The 16,866-nt window shown below is 63.1% G+C and carries 14 protein-coding genes; 11 read left to right on the forward strand and 3 right to left on the reverse strand.

Annotation, left to right across the window (positions count from 1 at the left end; translation table 11 throughout):
* The first annotated feature begins 780 nt into the window (after nucleotides 1-780).
* The 10 genes from MUU55_RS28310 to hisN all read left to right on the forward strand — a co-directional run bounded on the left by MUU55_RS28310 (nucleotide 781) and on the right by hisN (nucleotide 12,236).
* Nucleotides 781-2,250, forward strand: a complete 1,470-nt coding sequence (locus MUU55_RS28310) for an amidase (protein WP_244764121.1) — start codon at nucleotides 781-783, stop codon at nucleotides 2,248-2,250.
* Nucleotides 2,223-3,788, forward strand: coding sequence for an ABC transporter substrate-binding protein (locus MUU55_RS28315; RefSeq protein WP_244764122.1), 1,566 nt, complete (start codon nucleotides 2,223-2,225; stop codon nucleotides 3,786-3,788). Before MUU55_RS28310 ends, MUU55_RS28315 begins: the two co-directional genes overlap by 28 nt.
* A 63-nt stretch (nucleotides 3,789-3,851) precedes the next feature.
* Complete coding sequence (locus tag MUU55_RS28320; RefSeq protein ID WP_244764123.1) at nucleotides 3,852-4,832, forward strand: ABC transporter permease; 981 nt, start codon at nucleotides 3,852-3,854, stop codon at nucleotides 4,830-4,832.
* A gap of 10 nt (nucleotides 4,833-4,842) precedes the next feature.
* A complete protein-coding gene (locus MUU55_RS28325) occupies nucleotides 4,843-5,751 on the forward strand; it encodes an ABC transporter permease (protein ID WP_244764148.1) in 909 nt (302 codons plus the stop codon).
* Entirely contained in the window at nucleotides 5,751-7,574 is a 1,824-nt protein-coding gene (locus MUU55_RS28330; RefSeq protein ID WP_244764124.1) for a dipeptide ABC transporter ATP-binding protein, read from the forward strand. Before MUU55_RS28325 ends, MUU55_RS28330 begins: the two co-directional genes overlap by 1 nt.
* Nucleotides 7,564-8,322 carry a DeoR/GlpR family DNA-binding transcription regulator gene (locus MUU55_RS28335; RefSeq protein WP_244764125.1) on the forward strand — a complete coding sequence of 253 codons (759 nt, stop codon included), beginning with the start codon at nucleotides 7,564-7,566 and terminating at the stop codon, nucleotides 8,320-8,322. Before MUU55_RS28330 ends, MUU55_RS28335 begins: the two co-directional genes overlap by 11 nt.
* Nucleotides 8,315-9,583, forward strand: coding sequence for a Zn-dependent hydrolase (locus MUU55_RS28340; protein ID WP_244764126.1), 1,269 nt, complete (start codon nucleotides 8,315-8,317; stop codon nucleotides 9,581-9,583). The genes MUU55_RS28335 and MUU55_RS28340 overlap by 8 nt, the downstream gene beginning before the upstream one ends.
* On the forward strand, nucleotides 9,570-10,499 hold the full coding sequence (locus MUU55_RS28345; RefSeq protein WP_244764127.1) for a phosphotransferase: 930 nt from the start codon (nucleotides 9,570-9,572) through the stop codon (nucleotides 10,497-10,499). Before MUU55_RS28340 ends, MUU55_RS28345 begins: the two co-directional genes overlap by 14 nt.
* An 11-nt stretch (nucleotides 10,500-10,510) precedes the next feature.
* Nucleotides 10,511-11,449 (forward strand): choline/ethanolamine kinase family protein, encoded by a 939-nt coding sequence (locus MUU55_RS28350; RefSeq protein ID WP_244764128.1) that lies wholly within the window; start codon nucleotides 10,511-10,513, stop codon nucleotides 11,447-11,449.
* Between the two features lie 13 nt (nucleotides 11,450-11,462).
* Nucleotides 11,463-12,236 (forward strand): histidinol-phosphatase, encoded by a 774-nt coding sequence (hisN, locus tag MUU55_RS28355; RefSeq protein WP_244764129.1) that lies wholly within the window; start codon nucleotides 11,463-11,465, stop codon nucleotides 12,234-12,236.
* A 109-nt stretch (nucleotides 12,237-12,345) separates the two neighbouring features.
* On the opposite strand, the gene MUU55_RS28360 is transcribed toward hisN, so the two are convergent.
* The 3 genes from MUU55_RS28360 to MUU55_RS28370 all read right to left on the reverse strand — a co-directional run bounded on the left by MUU55_RS28360 (nucleotide 12,346) and on the right by MUU55_RS28370 (nucleotide 15,399).
* Complete coding sequence (locus MUU55_RS28360) at nucleotides 12,346-13,788, reverse strand: TRAP transporter large permease (RefSeq protein WP_244764130.1); 1,443 nt, start codon at nucleotides 13,786-13,788, stop codon at nucleotides 12,346-12,348.
* The gene (locus MUU55_RS28365) at nucleotides 13,785-14,279 is read right to left on the reverse strand and encodes a TRAP transporter small permease (protein WP_244764131.1); all 495 of its coding nucleotides are present in this window, start codon (nucleotides 14,277-14,279) and stop codon (nucleotides 13,785-13,787) included. Before MUU55_RS28365 ends, MUU55_RS28360 begins: the two co-directional genes overlap by 4 nt.
* Nucleotides 14,280-14,343: 64 nt before the next feature.
* Nucleotides 14,344-15,399: a TRAP transporter substrate-binding protein gene (locus tag MUU55_RS28370; protein WP_244764132.1), complete on the reverse strand. Its 1,056-nt coding sequence runs from the start codon at nucleotides 15,397-15,399 to the stop codon at nucleotides 14,344-14,346.
* A 417-nt stretch (nucleotides 15,400-15,816) separates the two neighbouring features.
* Here MUU55_RS28370 and glsA point away from each other — a divergent pair, with 417 nt between their 5' ends.
* The gene (glsA, locus tag MUU55_RS28375; RefSeq protein WP_244764133.1) at nucleotides 15,817-16,815 is read left to right on the forward strand and encodes a glutaminase A; all 999 of its coding nucleotides are present in this window, start codon (nucleotides 15,817-15,819) and stop codon (nucleotides 16,813-16,815) included.
* The last annotated feature ends 51 nt before the right edge of the window (nucleotides 16,816-16,866 follow it).

Genomic DNA, 16,866 nt, shown 5'->3' on the forward strand with positions numbered 1-16,866 from the left:
CAGCATAAGCTCATTCTCGATGCTCACGGGGCGGAGATACGTGCTTCCTCCACTTCTCTACGATCTCGTAGCCATGGAGGAGAAACTGCCTGCCTCAAGCAATAGCGTGATCCGTGCCCTATCCGCTCGGCAGGTGGTCCGCTATGAATCAGAGCATAGGGCAAGCAACACTTCTTGGCACACCTCCCCGCCACAGTTGACCATGGCAAGCAAACACCCAGAAATGTTCGGTCCCGTTTTGTGATCGCCGGGATCAGGCGTTGGCGCATGGGGCCGCGTCCATGACGGCTTCACCTAGCGGTCTGTTGTCTACAGCTGCGCTACACGGAGGCGCGAAGATCTGCGGTGATGTGTCCTGAAGAGATCGCGTCGGCTTCACGGTCGGTCTCGCGCCAAGTTTCCGCTAGGGCCGCTGTATATCACTCTTCCATTGCAGGTAGTCGACGAAGGCGTTCGGCGTAGGTGTTTGCCTGCGTATTCAGGTCGATTTCGTGGGTTTGGAGACGAATGGCGATAGGTGCGAATAAGGCATCGGCTGCCGTAAATTGGGCCGCTTTAGAAGCGGTCCCCCAAATCTTTCCAAGCCCTCACATCCGACTTTACGACGAATGTGGTCGCCCTATTAGACCAGTTTCAGCAAGGCCAGACGATAAACACAAAACGAAATCCATCCAAATCGCTCTGTGGTTTTTTGCTTATCAATGCGCGTTTTGTTGATTTTCTTCATGTTGACAATTTCCACAAAATCAACATAAATCAACATAACGGGAGATGAAGGTCGTGGATTTTTCTGTTCTTGCGCTCAGATCGGCACTTGCTAGCGGCAGCCTCACCTCCGAGGCGCTTGTGCGCGAAAGCCTTGAGCGCATTGGGCGATTGAACCCGATCGTCAACGCCTTCAGTCAGGTCTATGACATGGAAGCGCTGGAAGAGGCGCGCGCCTGCGACCGGGAGAGGGCGCAGGGGCGGTTACGCGGTCCGCTGCATGGAATTCCGATGGGCGTGAAGGATCTTTTCTTCGTGGCGGACAAGCTCTGCCAGCGAGGCTCCGCCGCCTACAAGGATTTCGCTCCCAAGGCGACGGCGCCGATCGTCCAGCGGATGATCGATGCCGGATCGATCATGATCGGCAAGACGACGACAACCGAAATGGGCTGGTCCGGCTCCGGCTGTTCGGAATTCTACGGACCGACCCGCAACCCCTGGAACCCTGAACGGACGAGTGGCGGCTCGAGTTCCGGTTCCGGTGCGGCGCTTGCCGCGCGGATGGTACCCTTCACGTTGGGGTCCGACGGCGGCGGCTCCGTGCGCATCCCGGCAGCCTTTTGCGGCGTTTTCGCCATGAAGGGGTCGCTGGGGCGCGTACCGGCCTGGCCGTGGAGTGCCACGGAAATGCTGTCTCATGCCGGCCCGATGAGCCTTTCGGCCAAGGACAGTGCTGTCCTGTTCAATGTCGTCAAGGGACCGGATCCTCGGGATCATCAGGCGCTGCCCGATGACGGCGCCGATTATACCGTGCCGCAATCTCTCGGTTCGTTGCGCATCGGCTTTGCGCCGAGCCTGTTCGGTTTTTCCGTCGCGCCTGAAATCGATCGGGTGGTTCGGCAGGCCGTTGCGACGCTGTCCGCGACGCTGGGTGTTGATATCCACATGGTCGCTCCCGATTGGCAGGATCCGATCCGGATTTTTGAAACGCTCTGGGTCGCCGGCCGTGGCGTCGCCTATGGTGCGCAGACTGATCTATCGGCTTTCGGCAGCGGGTTCCGCGGTCTCGTTGAAGCTTCGGCACACTACAATCTTGCCGATTACCTCTCGGCTGCAAAGGCGCGCGCGGAATTCGCCGGCAGCGTCCATGCGCTTTTTGAGGATATCGACCTCCTGCTTTTGCCCACCGTGCCGGTCGAGCCTTTCGCCGCCGATCGCGAGGCGCCGGCGGGGTTTACGTCACCGTCCGCGGTTCTGGCCTGGACGGGTTGGACGCCCTTCACCTATCCCTTCAACCTGTCCGGCAGTCCGGCCGCTTCGCTGCCCTGCGGACTGACCGCAAATGGCCTGCCGGTCGGCCTTCAGGTGGTTGGCCAGCGGCATGCCGATGCGCTTGTCATGGCGTTCTGCCAGCAGGCCGAAGATCACATTTTCCAAAATAAAATACCTCCGCTTGTCGTTGCTGGCGACAAAGCGGGGTGGGGAACACCCAGCAATCCAACTGCGGAGAAATCGTCATGCAATTCAACAGGAGAGCATTCCTAAAGAGTTCCGCGCTCGCTGGCGTCGCCGTCGGCCTTCCGGTCCTCAATACTGCCTTTTTCGTCAATCCGGCGCATGCCGCCGAGGGCAAGGTCCTCAATTTCATGTCGGCGGAAAACCTGACCGGCAACTGGGATCCGTCCTCGCACACCACGCTCGCTCAGATCAATCTGGAGAGTTTCGTCTTCAGCTATCTCACCCGTGCGCCGATGCGGCCGGACAAGCCGGACGAGCTGGTGATGGAACTGGCGACCGACATGAAGCTCGTCGACGAGCACACGCTCGAATTCACGCTGCGCGAGGGTGTCACCTTCCACGACGGCAAGCCTTTCACCGCCGAAGACGTGAAGGCGACCTTCGAATATGCCAGCCAGCCCGACCGCCCGGCAGCCTGGTATCCCGGCCCCTGCGAGGTCGAGGTGGTGAGCGATCATGTCGCCCGCATCAAGACCGACAAAGGCGGCTACCCGGCGAGCCTCTTCTGGTTCCTCTCCGCCTTCCTGCCGATCTTGTCGGCAAAGGATGTCGCCGACCCGAAGACGCTGTCCTCCCGTCCGAACGGCACCGGCGCCTTCAAATTCGCCCGCCAGGACGGCAATACCACGGTGCTTGAAGCCTTCGACGGCTTCTATCTCGGCAAGCCGGCCATTCCCGGCATCAATTTCAGTTTCGTCGGGGATGCGACCACGCGCACGCTGGCACTGCTCAACGGCGAGGCGGATCTCATCGAACGTCTTGAGGCCGAGCAGGTCCAGACCATCGAGGAGACCGGCGGCTACAAGCTGAACAAGGCGGTGTCTGTCGAGAACAAATATCTCTGGTTCCGCTGCTCCAAACCGCCCTTCAATGACCCGCGCTTGCGCAAGGCGGCCGCCCATGCCATCGACCGCGCCGTGCTGCTCGATATCCTCGGCGTCTCGGGCCACGCCTCGAAAGCCTGGATCTCGCCGGTCAAGTTCGGTTACGTCGATACGCCGAACTATCCGGAATACAATCCGGAGGAAAGCCAGCGGCTTCTTGCGGAAGCCGGTTTCCCGAAGGGCGAGGGCCTGCCGGAGCTCGAATACATCACTTCGGTCGGCTTCTATCCGAAGACCAAGGAATATGGCGAGGTCATCACGGCCATGCTGCAGGAGCAGGGTTTCCCGGTGAAGCTCAACGTGATGGAAGTGGCGGCCTGGAACGAGCGGCTTTACGATCGTCCGGGTGGCGGGCCGGGACACATGATCGACTGCGGCTGGTCGACGGGCTCGCCGGAACCGGATTTGGTGCTGCGCACCCATTTCCATTCGAGCTCGAAGCGCATCTGCGGCATCGATGACAAGGATCTGGACGCGGTGCTCGACAAGGAGCGCAACACGCTGGATCCTGCCGAACGCAAGGCCGTGATCCAGAACGAGGTGATGCCGATGCTGGCCGACAAGGTGCCGGCACTGTCGCTTTTCACCTCGGTCTTTATCCACGCCATGCGCGAGGGTCTGGACGGCATGTACTTCTATCCGAACGGCATGATGGACGCGAACAAGGCGACCCTCGCCTGATGGCAAGCGGCGGCCGTCCCTGAGGGGCGGCCGCTCCATACCGATCAGTGCAAGGGGAGACGCATGTTCGTCCTATCGTTCCTGTTGAGACGCCTCCTGCAGGGAGCGCTCATCATTCTGCTCGTGACCTTCATCATCTTCACGCTCCTGCGTGTGGTGCCGGGCGATCCCGCGCGCCTTATCGTGGGCGGCATGGCGCCGGACGAGGTGGTCGCGATGAAGGCCAAGGAGCTCGGCCTCGACCGGCCCATTCCGATCCAGTTCGTGTCCTATCTCGGCGATCTCGTGACCGGCGATCTCGGTACGTCCTTTGTCCGGCCGAAGAGTGGCGCAAGCCTCGGCGGCGCATCCTTCGATGATGCCACCCGTGAAGAACGGGCCAAGGTGCTGGATCTCATCCTCGCCACATTGCCGATGACGCTTCAGTTGGCGGCCGTCGCCCTTGCCCTGGCTCTTCTGGTCGCCGTGCCGCTTGGCACGCTCGGCGGGCTCTATCCGGGAAAGTGGCCGGACAAGCTGGCGCTGGCCATCGGCTCCCTCTGTGTATCGACGCCGAATTTCTGGCTCGGTATCGTTCTGACACTGTTCCTGTCGGTGAAACTGAAATTGCTGCCGGCCATCGGCTATCGCGGTTTCAGCTACACCATACTGCCGGCGATCGTGCTGGCCGTCGAGATCGTGCCCTTCATCCTGCGCACGCTGACTGTTTCGGTCGCGCAGGTGATGCGTGAGGATTTCATCCAGCTGGCGCCGATCCGCGGCCTTTCCCGCAGCCGCACGATCTTTTCCCATGCGCTCGGCAATTCGGCGATCCCGCTCATCAACCTGCTCGGGGTCCAGCTCGGCATGCTGCTCGGCGGCGTGCTCGTCATCGAGTTCATCTTCGACTATCCCGGTCTTGGCCTCCTGACGATCAACGCCGTGCTGCAACGCGATTTCCCGCTCATCCAGGGCATCGCCATCTTCATTTCCGTGATGTTCGTGATGATCAACGTGCTCGTCGATCTCATCGCGATGACCATCGATCCGAGACTGGAGTATTGACGTGGCCGATATCGCTCATGAGACCGTTGCCGCGCGTCCGGCTTTAAAACGGGGTGTCACCCCCACCCGGCGCATGCTGCAGATCGCTGCTGCGCGCACGGATTTTCGGATTGGGCTGATCGGTTTCGGCCTGCTCGGCGGGTTGGCGATCTTCCTGCCGCTGATAAGCTCGATCGACCCGATCAAGATCGCCTACGGTTCCAAGCTATTGCCGCCGTTTCCGTCGGAGGGCTGGAAGTGGCCTTACCTTCTCGGGACCGACCAGCTCGGCCGCGATGTGCTGATGCGCTGTCTGGTGGGCCTGCGCTATTCGCTGCTGATCGGCATCACCACCGTCGTCCTGATGTTCGTCGTCGGTTGCAGCTTGGGCCTCTATGCCGGCTTCCGCGGCGGCTGGGTGGACGCCGTCATCATGCGGCTCACCGATGCGCAACTCTCGATCCCGATGATCATTCTCGCCATCACCATTCTCGGCGTTTCCCGCCCGACGGTGCCGGCGATTATCCTCGTGCTCGGCCTTTCCGGCTGGCCGCTCTATGCCCGTGTCGCCCGCTCCGTGGCCCTTGGCGAACGCAGCCGCGGCTATGTGTTGGGTGAAAGGGTGCTCGGGGCTTCGGATCTGCGCATCATGTTGCTCTTCGTTGCGCCTGTCGTCCTGCCGCCGATCGCCTTCGTCGCTGTGCTCGACATCGCCCGCATGATGATCTTCGAATCCATTCTCGGCTTCCTTGGTCTCGGCGTGCAGCCGCCGACACCCACCTTCGGAAATGTCATCGCCGATGCGCGGAAATACCTCCTGAACGCCTGGTGGATCGCCACCATGCCCGGCGTCTTCATGCTGGTTTCGCTGACCTGCCTCAACCTGATGGGATCGGCGCTGGAGCGCGCGCGCAATGCGGTTCTGCGAGGAGAAGCGTGATGCCAGTCCCCATTCTCGCCGTCTCCAATCTCAGTGTCGATCTCGATCGGGAAGGACGCAACCGGCGCATTGTCGATGACGTCACCTTTTCGCTGGCGCCGGGGGAGGTGCTCGGCCTCGTCGGCGAGGCCGGCTCGGGCAAGTCCGTGCTGGCTCGCGCGCTGGTCCGCGCTGTGTCTACACCTCTGGAAATCGCGGCCGGCAGGATCGTCTTCGAAGGAAAGGACATCCTGTCGCTGCCGCCGCGCGCGCTGTCCGCCATCCGCGGCAACCGCATCGGTTTCATCGGCGCCAATCCGATGGGGTCGCTCGATCCCCGTTTGCCGATCGGTCAGCAGATCGTCGAGAAGCTGCGTTGCGTGCGCCCCGAGATCGGCCGGGCCGAGGCGCGCGACAAGGTGCTCGACCTGCTGGGCCGCGTGCGCATTCCCTCACCGGCCGCCCGCTTCCACGAGGCGCCGTTCCAGTTTTCCGGCGGCATGATGCAACGCGTGATGATCGTTGATGCGCTGGTTTCCGATCCCTCGCTTGTGATCGCCGACAACATCACCCAACCGCTTGACGTGACGGTGGCCGCGCAGATCATCCGGCTCATCGACGGGCTGCGCCAGAGCCTCGACACGGCCTTCCTCTTCATCTCGTCGTCGCTGCCGGTGGTGGCGCAGATCGCCGAACGCACGCTCGTCATGCAGCGTGGTCGCATTGTGGAGGAAGGGCGTACTGCGGAACTCGCCACACGGCCCGCGCAGTCCTACACCCGCGCGCTCATTTCCCGCATCCCCTCGATCTGGAAGGATGTGGGCGCGCCGCCCGCGCGGGACGGTGAGGCAGTGCTGACGGTCGACAATGTCAGGCGTTCCTACCTCGTGCGCCGGCGCGGATCCTTCAACGCCTATAATGAAGTAAAGGCGGTGCGCGACGTCTCCTTCAGCGTGAAGGCGGGAGAGAATTTCGGCATCGTCGGTGAAAGCGGCTGCGGCAAATCCACCCTGACCCGCCTTCTCGCCTGGCTAGAGCAGCCGGACGGCGGGCGTATCGCCTTCCTCGGCAAGGACCTCTCGCATCTCTCCGCCCGCTCGCTGACGGAAATGCGCCGGTCCTTCCAGCTGCTCCTGCAGGACCCCTATGGCTCGCTGCCGTCAGGCATGCCGCTCCAGCGCATGATCGAGGAGCCGCTGCTCATTCATGGCGTCGATCGGGCGGAGGCGGCGCGGCGAGCACAGGAGGCGATGGCCGAGGTGGGGCTCGATCTGGATCTCGCGGACCGGCTGCCCGTGGGCCTGAGCGCCGGCCAGCGCCAGCGCATCAACATCGCGCGCGCTCTGGTGCTGAAGCCGCGCCTGCTCATCCTCGACGAGACGCTGTCGGCGCTCGACCAGGTGGAGCAGGCCGAGCTTCTGGATCTCTTCAACCGGCTGCAGGCAACACACGGATTTTCCTATGTGTTCATTTCGCACGACCTCGCGCTCGTGCGCCGGATGTGCCACCGTATCGCCGTCATGTATCTCGGGCGCATCGTGGAATTGGCCGACAACAGCACGCTTTTCGAACAGCCGCACCACCCCTATACGCGGGCACTGCTGAGCGCCATGCCGACGCTGGAGGACAACCGTTTCCCGCGCCCCCGCTATCTGCTCGACGGCGAGCCGCCGAGCCCGATCGATCTGCCGCTCGGTTGCTCGTTCCGCTCGCGCTGCCCGCGTGCGCAGGGCGACTGCCAGAAAACCGACCCACCGCTGCTGGCTCTTGCCGGCGGCAACTACGCCGCCTGCCTGCATCGGCACGAGGCGCTGCATGAGGAGGAAGCCGTTCATGTCGAGTGAGATCCGCAAGGAGGTCATCCTGGAGCGCCTGGACCGCGATCAGCGTGTCAGTGTGCTCGAGCTTTCGGCCGAATTCGGCGTTTCCGGGGAAACGATCCGGCGCGATCTGAAGGATCTCGAGGCTGAGGGGGCCGTGCGGCGCGTGCATGGCGGCGCCATCCCGGCGGGCCGTACCGCCGACACGCCGATCACCGAACGCATCAAGCTGAATGCGTTGGAAAAGGACGAGGTCGCCGGCCTGGCGCGCGATCTTATCATCGACGACTGCGTCATCTTCCTCGACACCGGCACGACGACACTGGCGCTGGCCCGCCGGCTCGTCGGCTTCAAGAAACTCAGGCTCTACACCAATTCGCTACGCATCGCGCAGGCGGCCTGCGAGCATTTCGGCGTTCAGGTGCTGATGACGCCGGGGCATCTGCGCCCGGTGGAGCAGGATCTCGTCGGCTACGACACGATCGCCTATATCCAGCAATTCCATTTCGACATGGTCTTCATGGGCGCGGGGGCCATCAATGTTGACTACGGTTTCATGGATTTCGAGGAGGACGAGGCGCGCATTCGCCAGGTGCTGGTGAAACAGACCTCGCGCAGCGTCATGCTTTCCGACCACTCCAAGTTCGGCAAGGTCGGCAATGTCATTACCGCTCCCTTCTCCCGCGTCCATACGCTGGTGACCGACCGGCCGCCGCCGGAAGTCATCGTCCAGGCGGTGGCGGCGAAAGACCTGGAGATCATTCATGGATAGTGCGGCGAGGAACCCCAAGATGGACCTGGCGGCGATCTTCGACCGCATATCCGCCATCGGCGCAAAGGGCGGCGAAGGCGTGACGCGGCTTGCCGCAAGCGCCGAGGACGGCGTTGCCCGTGCGATTTTTGCGGACTGGATGACGCAGGGTGGCGCACGCATGGCGCATGATGCGATCGGCAACCAGTTTGCGTGCTTCGATTGGGCGGGCGAGGGAGCGCCCTGGATTTTCGCCGGTTCGCATCTCGACACGCAGCCGCGCGGTGGCCGCTTCGACGGTACCCTCGGCGTTCTCGCCGCCGGCTGTGCGGCACTCGATCTCCAGGCCGAGACGCAGGCCGGTGGTTTCCGCCCGAGCCGCAACCTCGCCGTCGTCAACTGGACGAACGAAGAGGGCGCGCGCTATCAGCCCAGCCTCACCGGTAGTGGTGTTTTCTCCAAAACCCTGCCGCTTGATGACGCGCTTGCCCTTCGCGACGGGGCCGGCATCACGCTCGGCGAAGCATTGGCGGCCATCGGCGTCGATGGCGGAACGGGAACCGTTCCGCCACGGCCGGAAGGTTATGTCGAGCTGCATGTCGAGCAGGGGCGCATCCTGACCGAGGCCGGTCGTCGCATCGGCATCGTCGAAGGGACCTGGGCCGCTCGCAAGATGACCATCCGCTGGATGGGCCGCGCCGCCCATACGGGGCCGACGCCGATGGCAGACCGACGCGATGCGCTTCTCGCCGCCGCGCAGGGCATTGCAGCCTTCGAAACGCTGCTTGCCGCACATTATCCTCACCTTCACCGCTCGGCCGCGCGCCTTGTCATCGAACCGAATTCGCCCAATGTGGTGGTGGAGCGGGCCACGGTCTGGTTCGAGCTGCGGGGCCTCGCCGTCGCCGAACTCGATAGGGCCGGGCAGGCGGTTCTCGCGGCCTTCGAAAAGGCGGCGGCCGATACCGGCACGCGATTGGAGATCATTGCCGATACGCTGCGGGAGCCGGCCGGCATGGATAGCAGGCTGATGGCCAGCGCCGACAATGCGGCGCGCGCCTGCGGCTTCGAGCCACTGACCATGCGCTCGGTGGCGGGACACGATGCGGTGGCGCTGCAAAACAGCGGCATTCCCTCCGCTCTGATCTTCATTCCAAGTGTCGACGGCATCGCGCACCATCCGGACGAATTGACCCATCCTGACGATGTTGCGGCCGGCATCCTCATGCTGACCACACTCCTGCGCCGCCTTGCCGAAGGAGACTCTCATGCCGAACGATGAGGCGATGGAGACCGCGCTCGCTGCCGTCGGCCTTTCCGGGGCGGCGCTTTCCCCGCCGATCGGCGGGGTGGTCTCACCCGTCCATCGGGCGGTGGAGAACACATGTGTTTTCGCCACCATGCCCGGCCGGCCGGCGGTTTTCGTCAAGCGCCGGCACGATGACATGGCCGGTTTCATCGCGTTGGAGCATGTTGCCGATGCCAGCCGCAAGGCGGGGGAGCTCGGTGTCGCGCCGCGCCTGCTGCATGCCGATCCAGCCGGCGGCATTCTCGTCTTCGAGGCGCTGGGCGCGGAATGGGCGTGGGGGCATGCGGATGTGCTGCGCCGTCCTGCGGTGTTTGAAAGTCTGCTTGCCGCCAAGCGCCGCTTCCAGGAGGCGGCGCCGCTTGCCGATAATCGCAGCGTGTTCGATCTCGTTGCCGCTTATCGAAGACTTGCTGAAGCGCCGGGCGTGATCCTGCCTGCGCTGGTGCAGGCAACCGTCGCTGCCGTCGATCAGATTGGCGCGGCGATTGCGGCAGCCGGAGTGGATACAGTGCCTTGCCATGCTGATGGTGTGTCGTCGAATGTGATGGTCGGGCCGGAAAGTGCCGTTCGACTGGTCGATTTCGAATGGGCGCGACAGGCGGACCCCGCCCATGATCTCGGAACAGTGCTTGCCGAGCTGCTTCCGTTCGACGGGGAAGCGCTGCTCGCAATCGAGATCGCGACTGGCAAACCGGACGCGCAGACGCTTGCCCGTGCAAGGCTCTACGGTGCAGCGGACGATCTGATGTGGGCGCTGTGGGGCTTCATCAGCGCGGCCCGCTCGCCGAGAACACACGTCGAATTCTTCAAGTATGCCGAATGGCGGTTGCTCAGGGCACGGACCGTGATCGAGGGGCCGCGTTTCGAGACATGGCTGAAACAGGTGTGACGGAGGAGCGCATGCGACGCAGCTTGGGTGAAGGCGTATCTCCGGGAGAGCGGGCGATCGAAGCCGCCATCGTCGCCGTCGCGGACTGGCAGGGGCGGACGGTTTCTTACGAGCCGGTGCCGGGCGGCATCAGCAATCCGAACTGGCGGGTGCATGTCGAAGCCGCGCCGCACAGTTTCTTCGTCAAGATTCCGGGCGAAGGCACGGAAATGTTCATCGACCGCCGCACGGCCAACGAGGCTGGTCGCAAGGCGCATGCTGCCGGCGTCGGCGCGCGTATCATTGACTTCTTTCCGGAAACAGGCGTGGAGATCAGCGAGTTCGTCGAGGGGCTGCGCACCTCCACCAATGCCGATTTCCTTGATCCGGTCGTGCGTTTCAACGGCCTGCGCGCATTAAAGGCCTTCAACGACAGCGCGCCGCTCACCCAGCGCAAGACGACCTTCGACATGATCGACGAACATTTCGAGCAGGCCCTGACGCTCGGCGGCGAATTTCCTGAGGACTTCGGCTGGCTCAACGCGCGCTACCGCGAGGCGCGGCGGGCTTTGGAGGCCTCTGGCCTCGATCTGGCGCCCTGCATGAACGACACGCTTGCCGGAAACTTCCTGCTGCATGCCGATCGCCGGGTCATGCTGGTGGATTTCGAATATGCCTCGACCAATGACCGGGCCGCCGAGCTGGCCTTGTGGTTCAGCGAAATGTGTTTTTCGCCGGAGGTGGAGGCAGAGATGATCGAGGAGTACTACGGCCGTCTCGATCCGGCCCTTCTTGCACGGGTCTGCCTGTTCAAGGCGCTGGTCGATCTCAAATGGTCGACCTGGGCCATGGTCCAGAACCGGATCTCCCGCCTCGATTTCGATTTTTTCAAATACGGCTTCTGGAAGCACATGCGGGCGCGCTTCGTGATGAGCGATCCGCGCTGGGCGGTGTGGCTGAGGGCAGTTTGAGCAGGGCGAAGCGATGATATCCGTCGAATTCATGCACAGGCTCGCCGCGGTTGCGACGCGCGAGACCCTGCCGCGGTTCCGGCAGACGGGGCTCGTTTCCAACAAATTGGCGGACGGTTTTGATCCCGTTACGGAAGCCGACCGTGAGACGGAAAGGGCCATTCGTAACCTGATCCGGACGGAATTCCCGGATCATGGCATCCTGGGCGAGGAGTTCGGTGTGGAGGGCGGGCAGAACGCTTGCATCTGGGTTGTCGATCCGATCGACGGCACGCGCTCCTTCATTGCCGGGATACCGCTCTGGGGCACGCTTGTCGGGTTGACGGAAAACGGCGATGCGGTCGCCGGCATGATGGCGCAGCCCTTCATCGGCGAACTGTTCTACGCGACCCGTCATGGCGCGCATTATGAAGGACCGCATGGCGCAGCATCGCTTGCCACGCGTGCGACGAAGGACCTTGCGCAGGCCACGCTCTGCACCACCACCCCCGCAATTTTCCAGCCGTCGCAGCGGGTCGCCTTCGACCGGTTGGAACAACGGGTCCGCCTGTCGCGCTATGGCACGGATTGTTATGCCTATTGCATGCTGGCCGCCGGCCAGATCGACCTCGTGGTGGAGGCCGGTCTGCGACCCTATGACATCGTCGCCCTCATTCCGATCATCGAGCAGGCGGGCGGTGTCGTCACGGATTGGAACGGTGGACCGGCCGAAAAGGGAGGCGCGATTGTCGCGGCGGCCACGGCGGAACTGCATGCACAGGCGCTGGAGATACTGACGCCGCTTTGAATCCCCTGCGGAGCGTTCCCTGTCTCCGTGGCTTGGCCGGTGCCTTGTGTACCGGCCTTTTTTGTGCCGGTCGGTCGTGGTGTCCGCTCCCGACATTGCCAGCTCGGTCCTAGTTCAGCAGGTGCACCAGCCACAGCGACAGTGCCGGGAAGGTGAGGAGGGTGGCGAGGCGGATGAAATCGGCGACGACGAAGGGGAGCACACCACGATAGGTGCTGAGGATCGGCACGTCGCGGGCGATCTTGTTGATGATGAAGACGTTGAGGCCGATCGGCGGGGCGGTGAGGCCGATGCCGACGACGACGAGCACCAATATGCCGAACCAAAGCGCGACGTCTTCGGTCGGCATGCCGAAATCGAGCGACAGCACGACGGGAATGAAGACAGGCAGGGTCAGCAGGATCATCGCCAGTTCGTCCATCACTGCGCCGAGGATGATGTAGGCCAGCATCATGCAGCAGATGACGACATAGGGCGGCAGGGAGCTGTCGCCGATCATTGCGGCGAGCGTCATGGGCATCTGGGTCAGGGCCAGAAAGGCTCCGAACACCTCTGCCCCGAGCAGGATGAGGAAGATCATCCCGGTCGTTTCCGCCGTCTGGAGAAAGCTCTGCTTGATATCCTCCATGTTGAGAGTTTTTTGCAGGGCTCCGACGGCCAGCATGACGGCGGCTCCAACGGCCGCTCCCTCGGTTGGCGTGAAAACCTGGCCGTAGATGCCGCCGACGACGACAACTGCAATGCCTGCCGCAGGGATGACGGCGAAGTCTGCAAACAGCATGAGCAGGCCAAGGATTGCCAGCAGGATCCCGCCGACCGAGCCGAGATAACCCGAAAGCCAGGCACCGGCGGCAATAAGGATAAGAACGGCGCCCGCCGGGCGCGCCCAGGCGGGTCGTGGGGTGGCGGCCGGCGGCGTGAACGCGACCGGCGGTGCAAGATCGGGGTTGCGGCGAACGGCGATGGCGATAGCGAGGATATAGAATGCCGCCGCCAGGAGGCCGGGGATCAGGGCGGCCTGGAAGAGCTTGGCGATGTTCTGTTCAGCCGTGATGGCGTAGATGACGAGAATGACCGAGGGGGGAATGAGAATGCCGAGCGTGCCGCCGGCTGCGATCGTGCCGGTGCCGAAGCCGGGATCCACCTTCGCCCGGCGCAATTCCGGCAGCGCCGCCCGCCCGAAGGTTGCTGTCGTCGCCACCGACGAGCCGCAGATCGCTCCGAAGCCGGCGCAGGCGGCGATCACCGCCATCGGCATGCCGCCCCTCAGGCGTGAAAGGCCGCGTTCAGCCGCGCGCAGAAGCGTTGCCGCTATGCCGGAGCGCTCCGCCAGCGCCCCCATCAGAACGAAAAGCGGAATGACCGACAGCGTATAGCTGGCGAACTGGCTATAGGCATTGGTTTGCAGGTAGTAGATCAGCGCATGGGGGCTGGAGAGCCAGGCATAGCCGGCCGCACCCACCACCAGCATGGCCAGCGCGATGGGCATGCGCGCGGCGATCAGCAACAGCATGGCGCCGAAGCCGAGAAGCGCAAGGGAGAAACCGCTCATGGGCTGCCTTTGATCTTGAGCAGTGCGACCGCCAGCGTGACGAGGCAGGCCAGCGCGGCGAGAAGGGAACAGACGAGATAGACGGGCCAGATCGGCCAGGCGAGCTGGATAAGTGTTTCGCCGTAGGCGCGTGCGTTCAGTCCGCCGGCAAGCAGCCCCCAGGAAAAGAAGCCGAGAAACGCCGCCAGCACCAGATCCCAGACCCCGTCGATGACGGCAGTCAATCGCGGGCGCAGCTTGAGCGTGAAGGTATCGACGGCGATATGGCCGCTCTTGGCCGCCGTATAGGCCAGGAAAGCGAAGACGGCGATGCCGACGCTGATCTCGACCATTTCATAGTCGCCTGGAACGGGTTTGTTGAACAGCCGGCGCCCGGCGACGCTGATCGTCACCAGCACGGCCGCAAAGCAGATCAGGATGCCGCCTGCGACGGCCAGAAGGCCGGCCAGCCGTTCGACCCGGCTTATCCGGGGTTGTTCGACCTTTTCCATGAAAGGCTCCGTCGCGATCGTGGAGGATGCGCCGGAACGGCCAGGCACCGTTCCGGCTGTCCGGTCAGGCCTTGGCGTATTTCTGGATCGCGTCCTGCGCCGCCTTGAGGAGCGCCTCGCCGTCGAGGCCTTTCGCCTTCATGTCCGCCACCCATGTGTCGCGAACCGGCGCGGTGGCTTCCACCCAGCGCGCCTTTTCCGCCTCGCTGATCGTGGTCACCTTGTTCTTGCCGCTTGCCTCGACCTTGGTGCGCACCTCGGCGCCGATCCTGTCCCACATGTCTCCGGCGGCTTTCGCAAAGGCAAGGCCGCTGTTCCGGTCGAGGATCTCGCGGAGTTCGGGGGCGAGGCCCTCGTATCGCGCCGTATTCATCGCCAGGAAGAAGGTGGCGGTATAGAGCGTCGGCGTGCCCGGGATTTCGAGGTGGTAGGAGGTCAGTTCGTTGATCTTCAGCGAGGGCACCACTTCCCAGGGCACGACGCAGCCGTCGATTGCGCGCTGCGCCAGAGCCTCGGGGATCTGCGGGGTCGGCATGCCGACCGAGGTTGCGCCGAGTGCTGCCAGCGCTTCGCCGGCGAGACGCGTCGGGTTGCGCAGCTTGAGGCCCGCAAGGTCCTCCTTGGTCTTGATCTCGGTGTTGGTGTGGATCAAGCCGTGGTCATGCGCCCAGAAGCAGAGGATTTTGGTATCCGTGATGCCCGGCGCGACATGGGTCTGGGAATAGTCCTCGCAGGCCGGGGCATTCACTGCGCCCTTCTGCGCGGCGATGAACGGCAGCTCGAAGACTTCCGTTGTCGGAAACCGGCCGGGTGTGCTGCCGGGCAGTGTCCAGACGATGTCAACGACGCCGTTGACCGCCTGGTCGTAGAGTTGCGGCGGCTTTCCGCCGAGCTGCATGGCCGGGAAGATTTCCACCTTGAGCTTGCCGCCGCTCTGTTCGTCGAGCGCCTTGGCCCAGGGCATCAGCAGGTGCTGGTGCACATTGGCGGCCGGGGGCAGGAAATGATGCAGCCGCAGCGTCACCGCTTCCTGAGCGCGCAAGGTCGTGGATTTCAGGATGACGGGCACGGCAAGTGCAGAGCTTGCGCTCGCGATGAATTTTCGCCTTGTGAATTGCATTCTCTCCTCCTCCTCAGTTCGGTCGCGATGCAGCCTGCTCCTCCTCGAACAGGCAAGCGTTCGGATATCGACTGTGCTTCAGTTCTCCGAGATGTCCATGATTAACATGATAAATGAATTGTGCGCGTCCTGAGCTGCAGTCAACAAAATGTGATCGCGCCTATCAAGTCTGTTTCTGAGCTTACCCAAAATCGCGTGTCTTTGTTCAATCGGAGTGATTGACCGCTGGCCGCGACGTCGTCGGCGGTCGGCTGGGTGGCGAGATCACGCCCGATGACAGACCGTTGCCACGCAGCGGCATGTGCACCAGTTTCAATTCGGGCGTGCCGGATGCAACTTTCTGGACATGTGGCATCTTCGCTGTAAGATCATTTTCAGCGGGAACGACATTCGCAATCCGGAAGAGTGGGGAGACATATGGAACTCTTGGAGCCACTTGTCGATGCGCAGACGTCCTACCTTTCCACGGGCACTCTTCCTCCGTCCGATTTCGCCGCGCGGCTGGTGACGGAAGCGCACGAGCGCTTCCGTTCGGTAGAGCTCGGGCAAAATTCCCAGGTCTATCCGGCCCTTGCCCGCGTTCCGCACGATCTGTTCGGCATTTGCGTCGTCGGGGTCGATGGACGTGTCTTCTCGATCGGGGATGCGGAGTATGGATTCACGATCATGAGCGTGTCCAAGCCCTTCCTGTTCGCGCTGATCTGCGATGCCATAGGCGCGACCGGTGCGCGCGAAAGGCTGGGAGTGAACGCGACTGGATATGCGTTCAACTCGATAACGGGTGTCGAGCGTACGACCGATGGGCGCACCAACCCCATGGTCAATGCCGGAGCTATCGCGACAACAAGCCTTGTGCCCGGGGAGAACGAAGCGGCGAAGTGGCGGTTCATTCACGAGGGCCTTTCCCGTTTCGCGGGCAGGACGCTGCCATTGAACGATGAGGTCTACACCTCCGCATCGCAGACCAATTTCCGCAACCGCTCCATCGCCTGGATGCTCGAAAGTGTCGGGCGGATCTATTGCGACCCGGCCGAGGCGGTTGAGCTGTACACGCGGCAATGCTCCCTCAATGTGACCGCGAGAGATCTCGCGGTGATGGGGGCAACGCTTGCGAATGGGGGCTTCAATCCGGTGACGCGCGAGCAGGTCGTCAAACCGGACGTCTGCCACTACGCGCTGGCAGTCATGTTGACGGCCGGTCTTTATGAGACCTCCGGTGACTGGTTGTATGAGGTCGGCCTTCCCGGCAAGAGCGGTATCGGAGGCGGCATCGTGACTGTTTCACCCGGAAAAGGCGGATTGGCAACCTTCGCGCCGCCGCTCGACGAGGCGGGGAATTCCATTAAAGGGCAATTGGCCACGCAGTTCCTGTCGCAGCGGCTCGGGCTCGATCTTCTGGTGTCGGCGCCCGCCTGAGAGCTCTTTTGCAGCAATCGACGTTCGAAAAATTGAAACTGACGGAAATTG

The organism is Shinella curvata (assembly GCF_022899935.1).
In the GTDB taxonomy this organism is placed as follows: domain Bacteria; phylum Pseudomonadota; class Alphaproteobacteria; order Rhizobiales; family Rhizobiaceae; genus Shinella; species Shinella curvata.

What these genes read in the sequence shown, in the direction of transcription:
- MUU55_RS28335 (WP_244764125.1), top strand. Translation starts at nt 7,564, where the DNA reads ATGTCGAGTGAGATCCGCAAGGAGGTCATCCTGGAGCGCCTGGACCGC.
- MUU55_RS28350 (WP_244764128.1), top strand. Translation starts at nt 10,511, where the DNA reads ATGCGACGCAGCTTGGGTGAAGGCGTATCTCCGGGAGAGCGGGCGATC.
- hisN (WP_244764129.1), top strand. Translation starts at nt 11,463, where the DNA reads ATGATATCCGTCGAATTCATGCACAGGCTCGCCGCGGTTGCGACGCGC.
- glsA (WP_244764133.1), top strand. Translation starts at nt 15,817, where the DNA reads ATGGAACTCTTGGAGCCACTTGTCGATGCGCAGACGTCCTACCTTTCC.
- MUU55_RS28330 (WP_244764124.1), top strand. Translation starts at nt 5,751, where the DNA reads ATGCCAGTCCCCATTCTCGCCGTCTCCAATCTCAGTGTCGATCTCGAT.
- MUU55_RS28345 (WP_244764127.1), top strand. Translation starts at nt 9,570, where the DNA reads ATGCCGAACGATGAGGCGATGGAGACCGCGCTCGCTGCCGTCGGCCTT.
- MUU55_RS28320 (WP_244764123.1), top strand. Translation starts at nt 3,852, where the DNA reads ATGTTCGTCCTATCGTTCCTGTTGAGACGCCTCCTGCAGGGAGCGCTC.
- MUU55_RS28340 (WP_244764126.1), top strand. Translation starts at nt 8,315, where the DNA reads ATGGATAGTGCGGCGAGGAACCCCAAGATGGACCTGGCGGCGATCTTC.
- MUU55_RS28365 (WP_244764131.1), bottom strand. Translation starts at nt 14,279, where the DNA reads ATGGAAAAGGTCGAACAACCCCGGATAAGCCGGGTCGAACGGCTGGCC.
- MUU55_RS28360 (WP_244764130.1), bottom strand. Translation starts at nt 13,788, where the DNA reads ATGAGCGGTTTCTCCCTTGCGCTTCTCGGCTTCGGCGCCATGCTGTTG.
- MUU55_RS28315 (WP_244764122.1), top strand. Translation starts at nt 2,223, where the DNA reads ATGCAATTCAACAGGAGAGCATTCCTAAAGAGTTCCGCGCTCGCTGGC.
- MUU55_RS28370 (WP_244764132.1), bottom strand. Translation starts at nt 15,399, where the DNA reads ATGCAATTCACAAGGCGAAAATTCATCGCGAGCGCAAGCTCTGCACTT.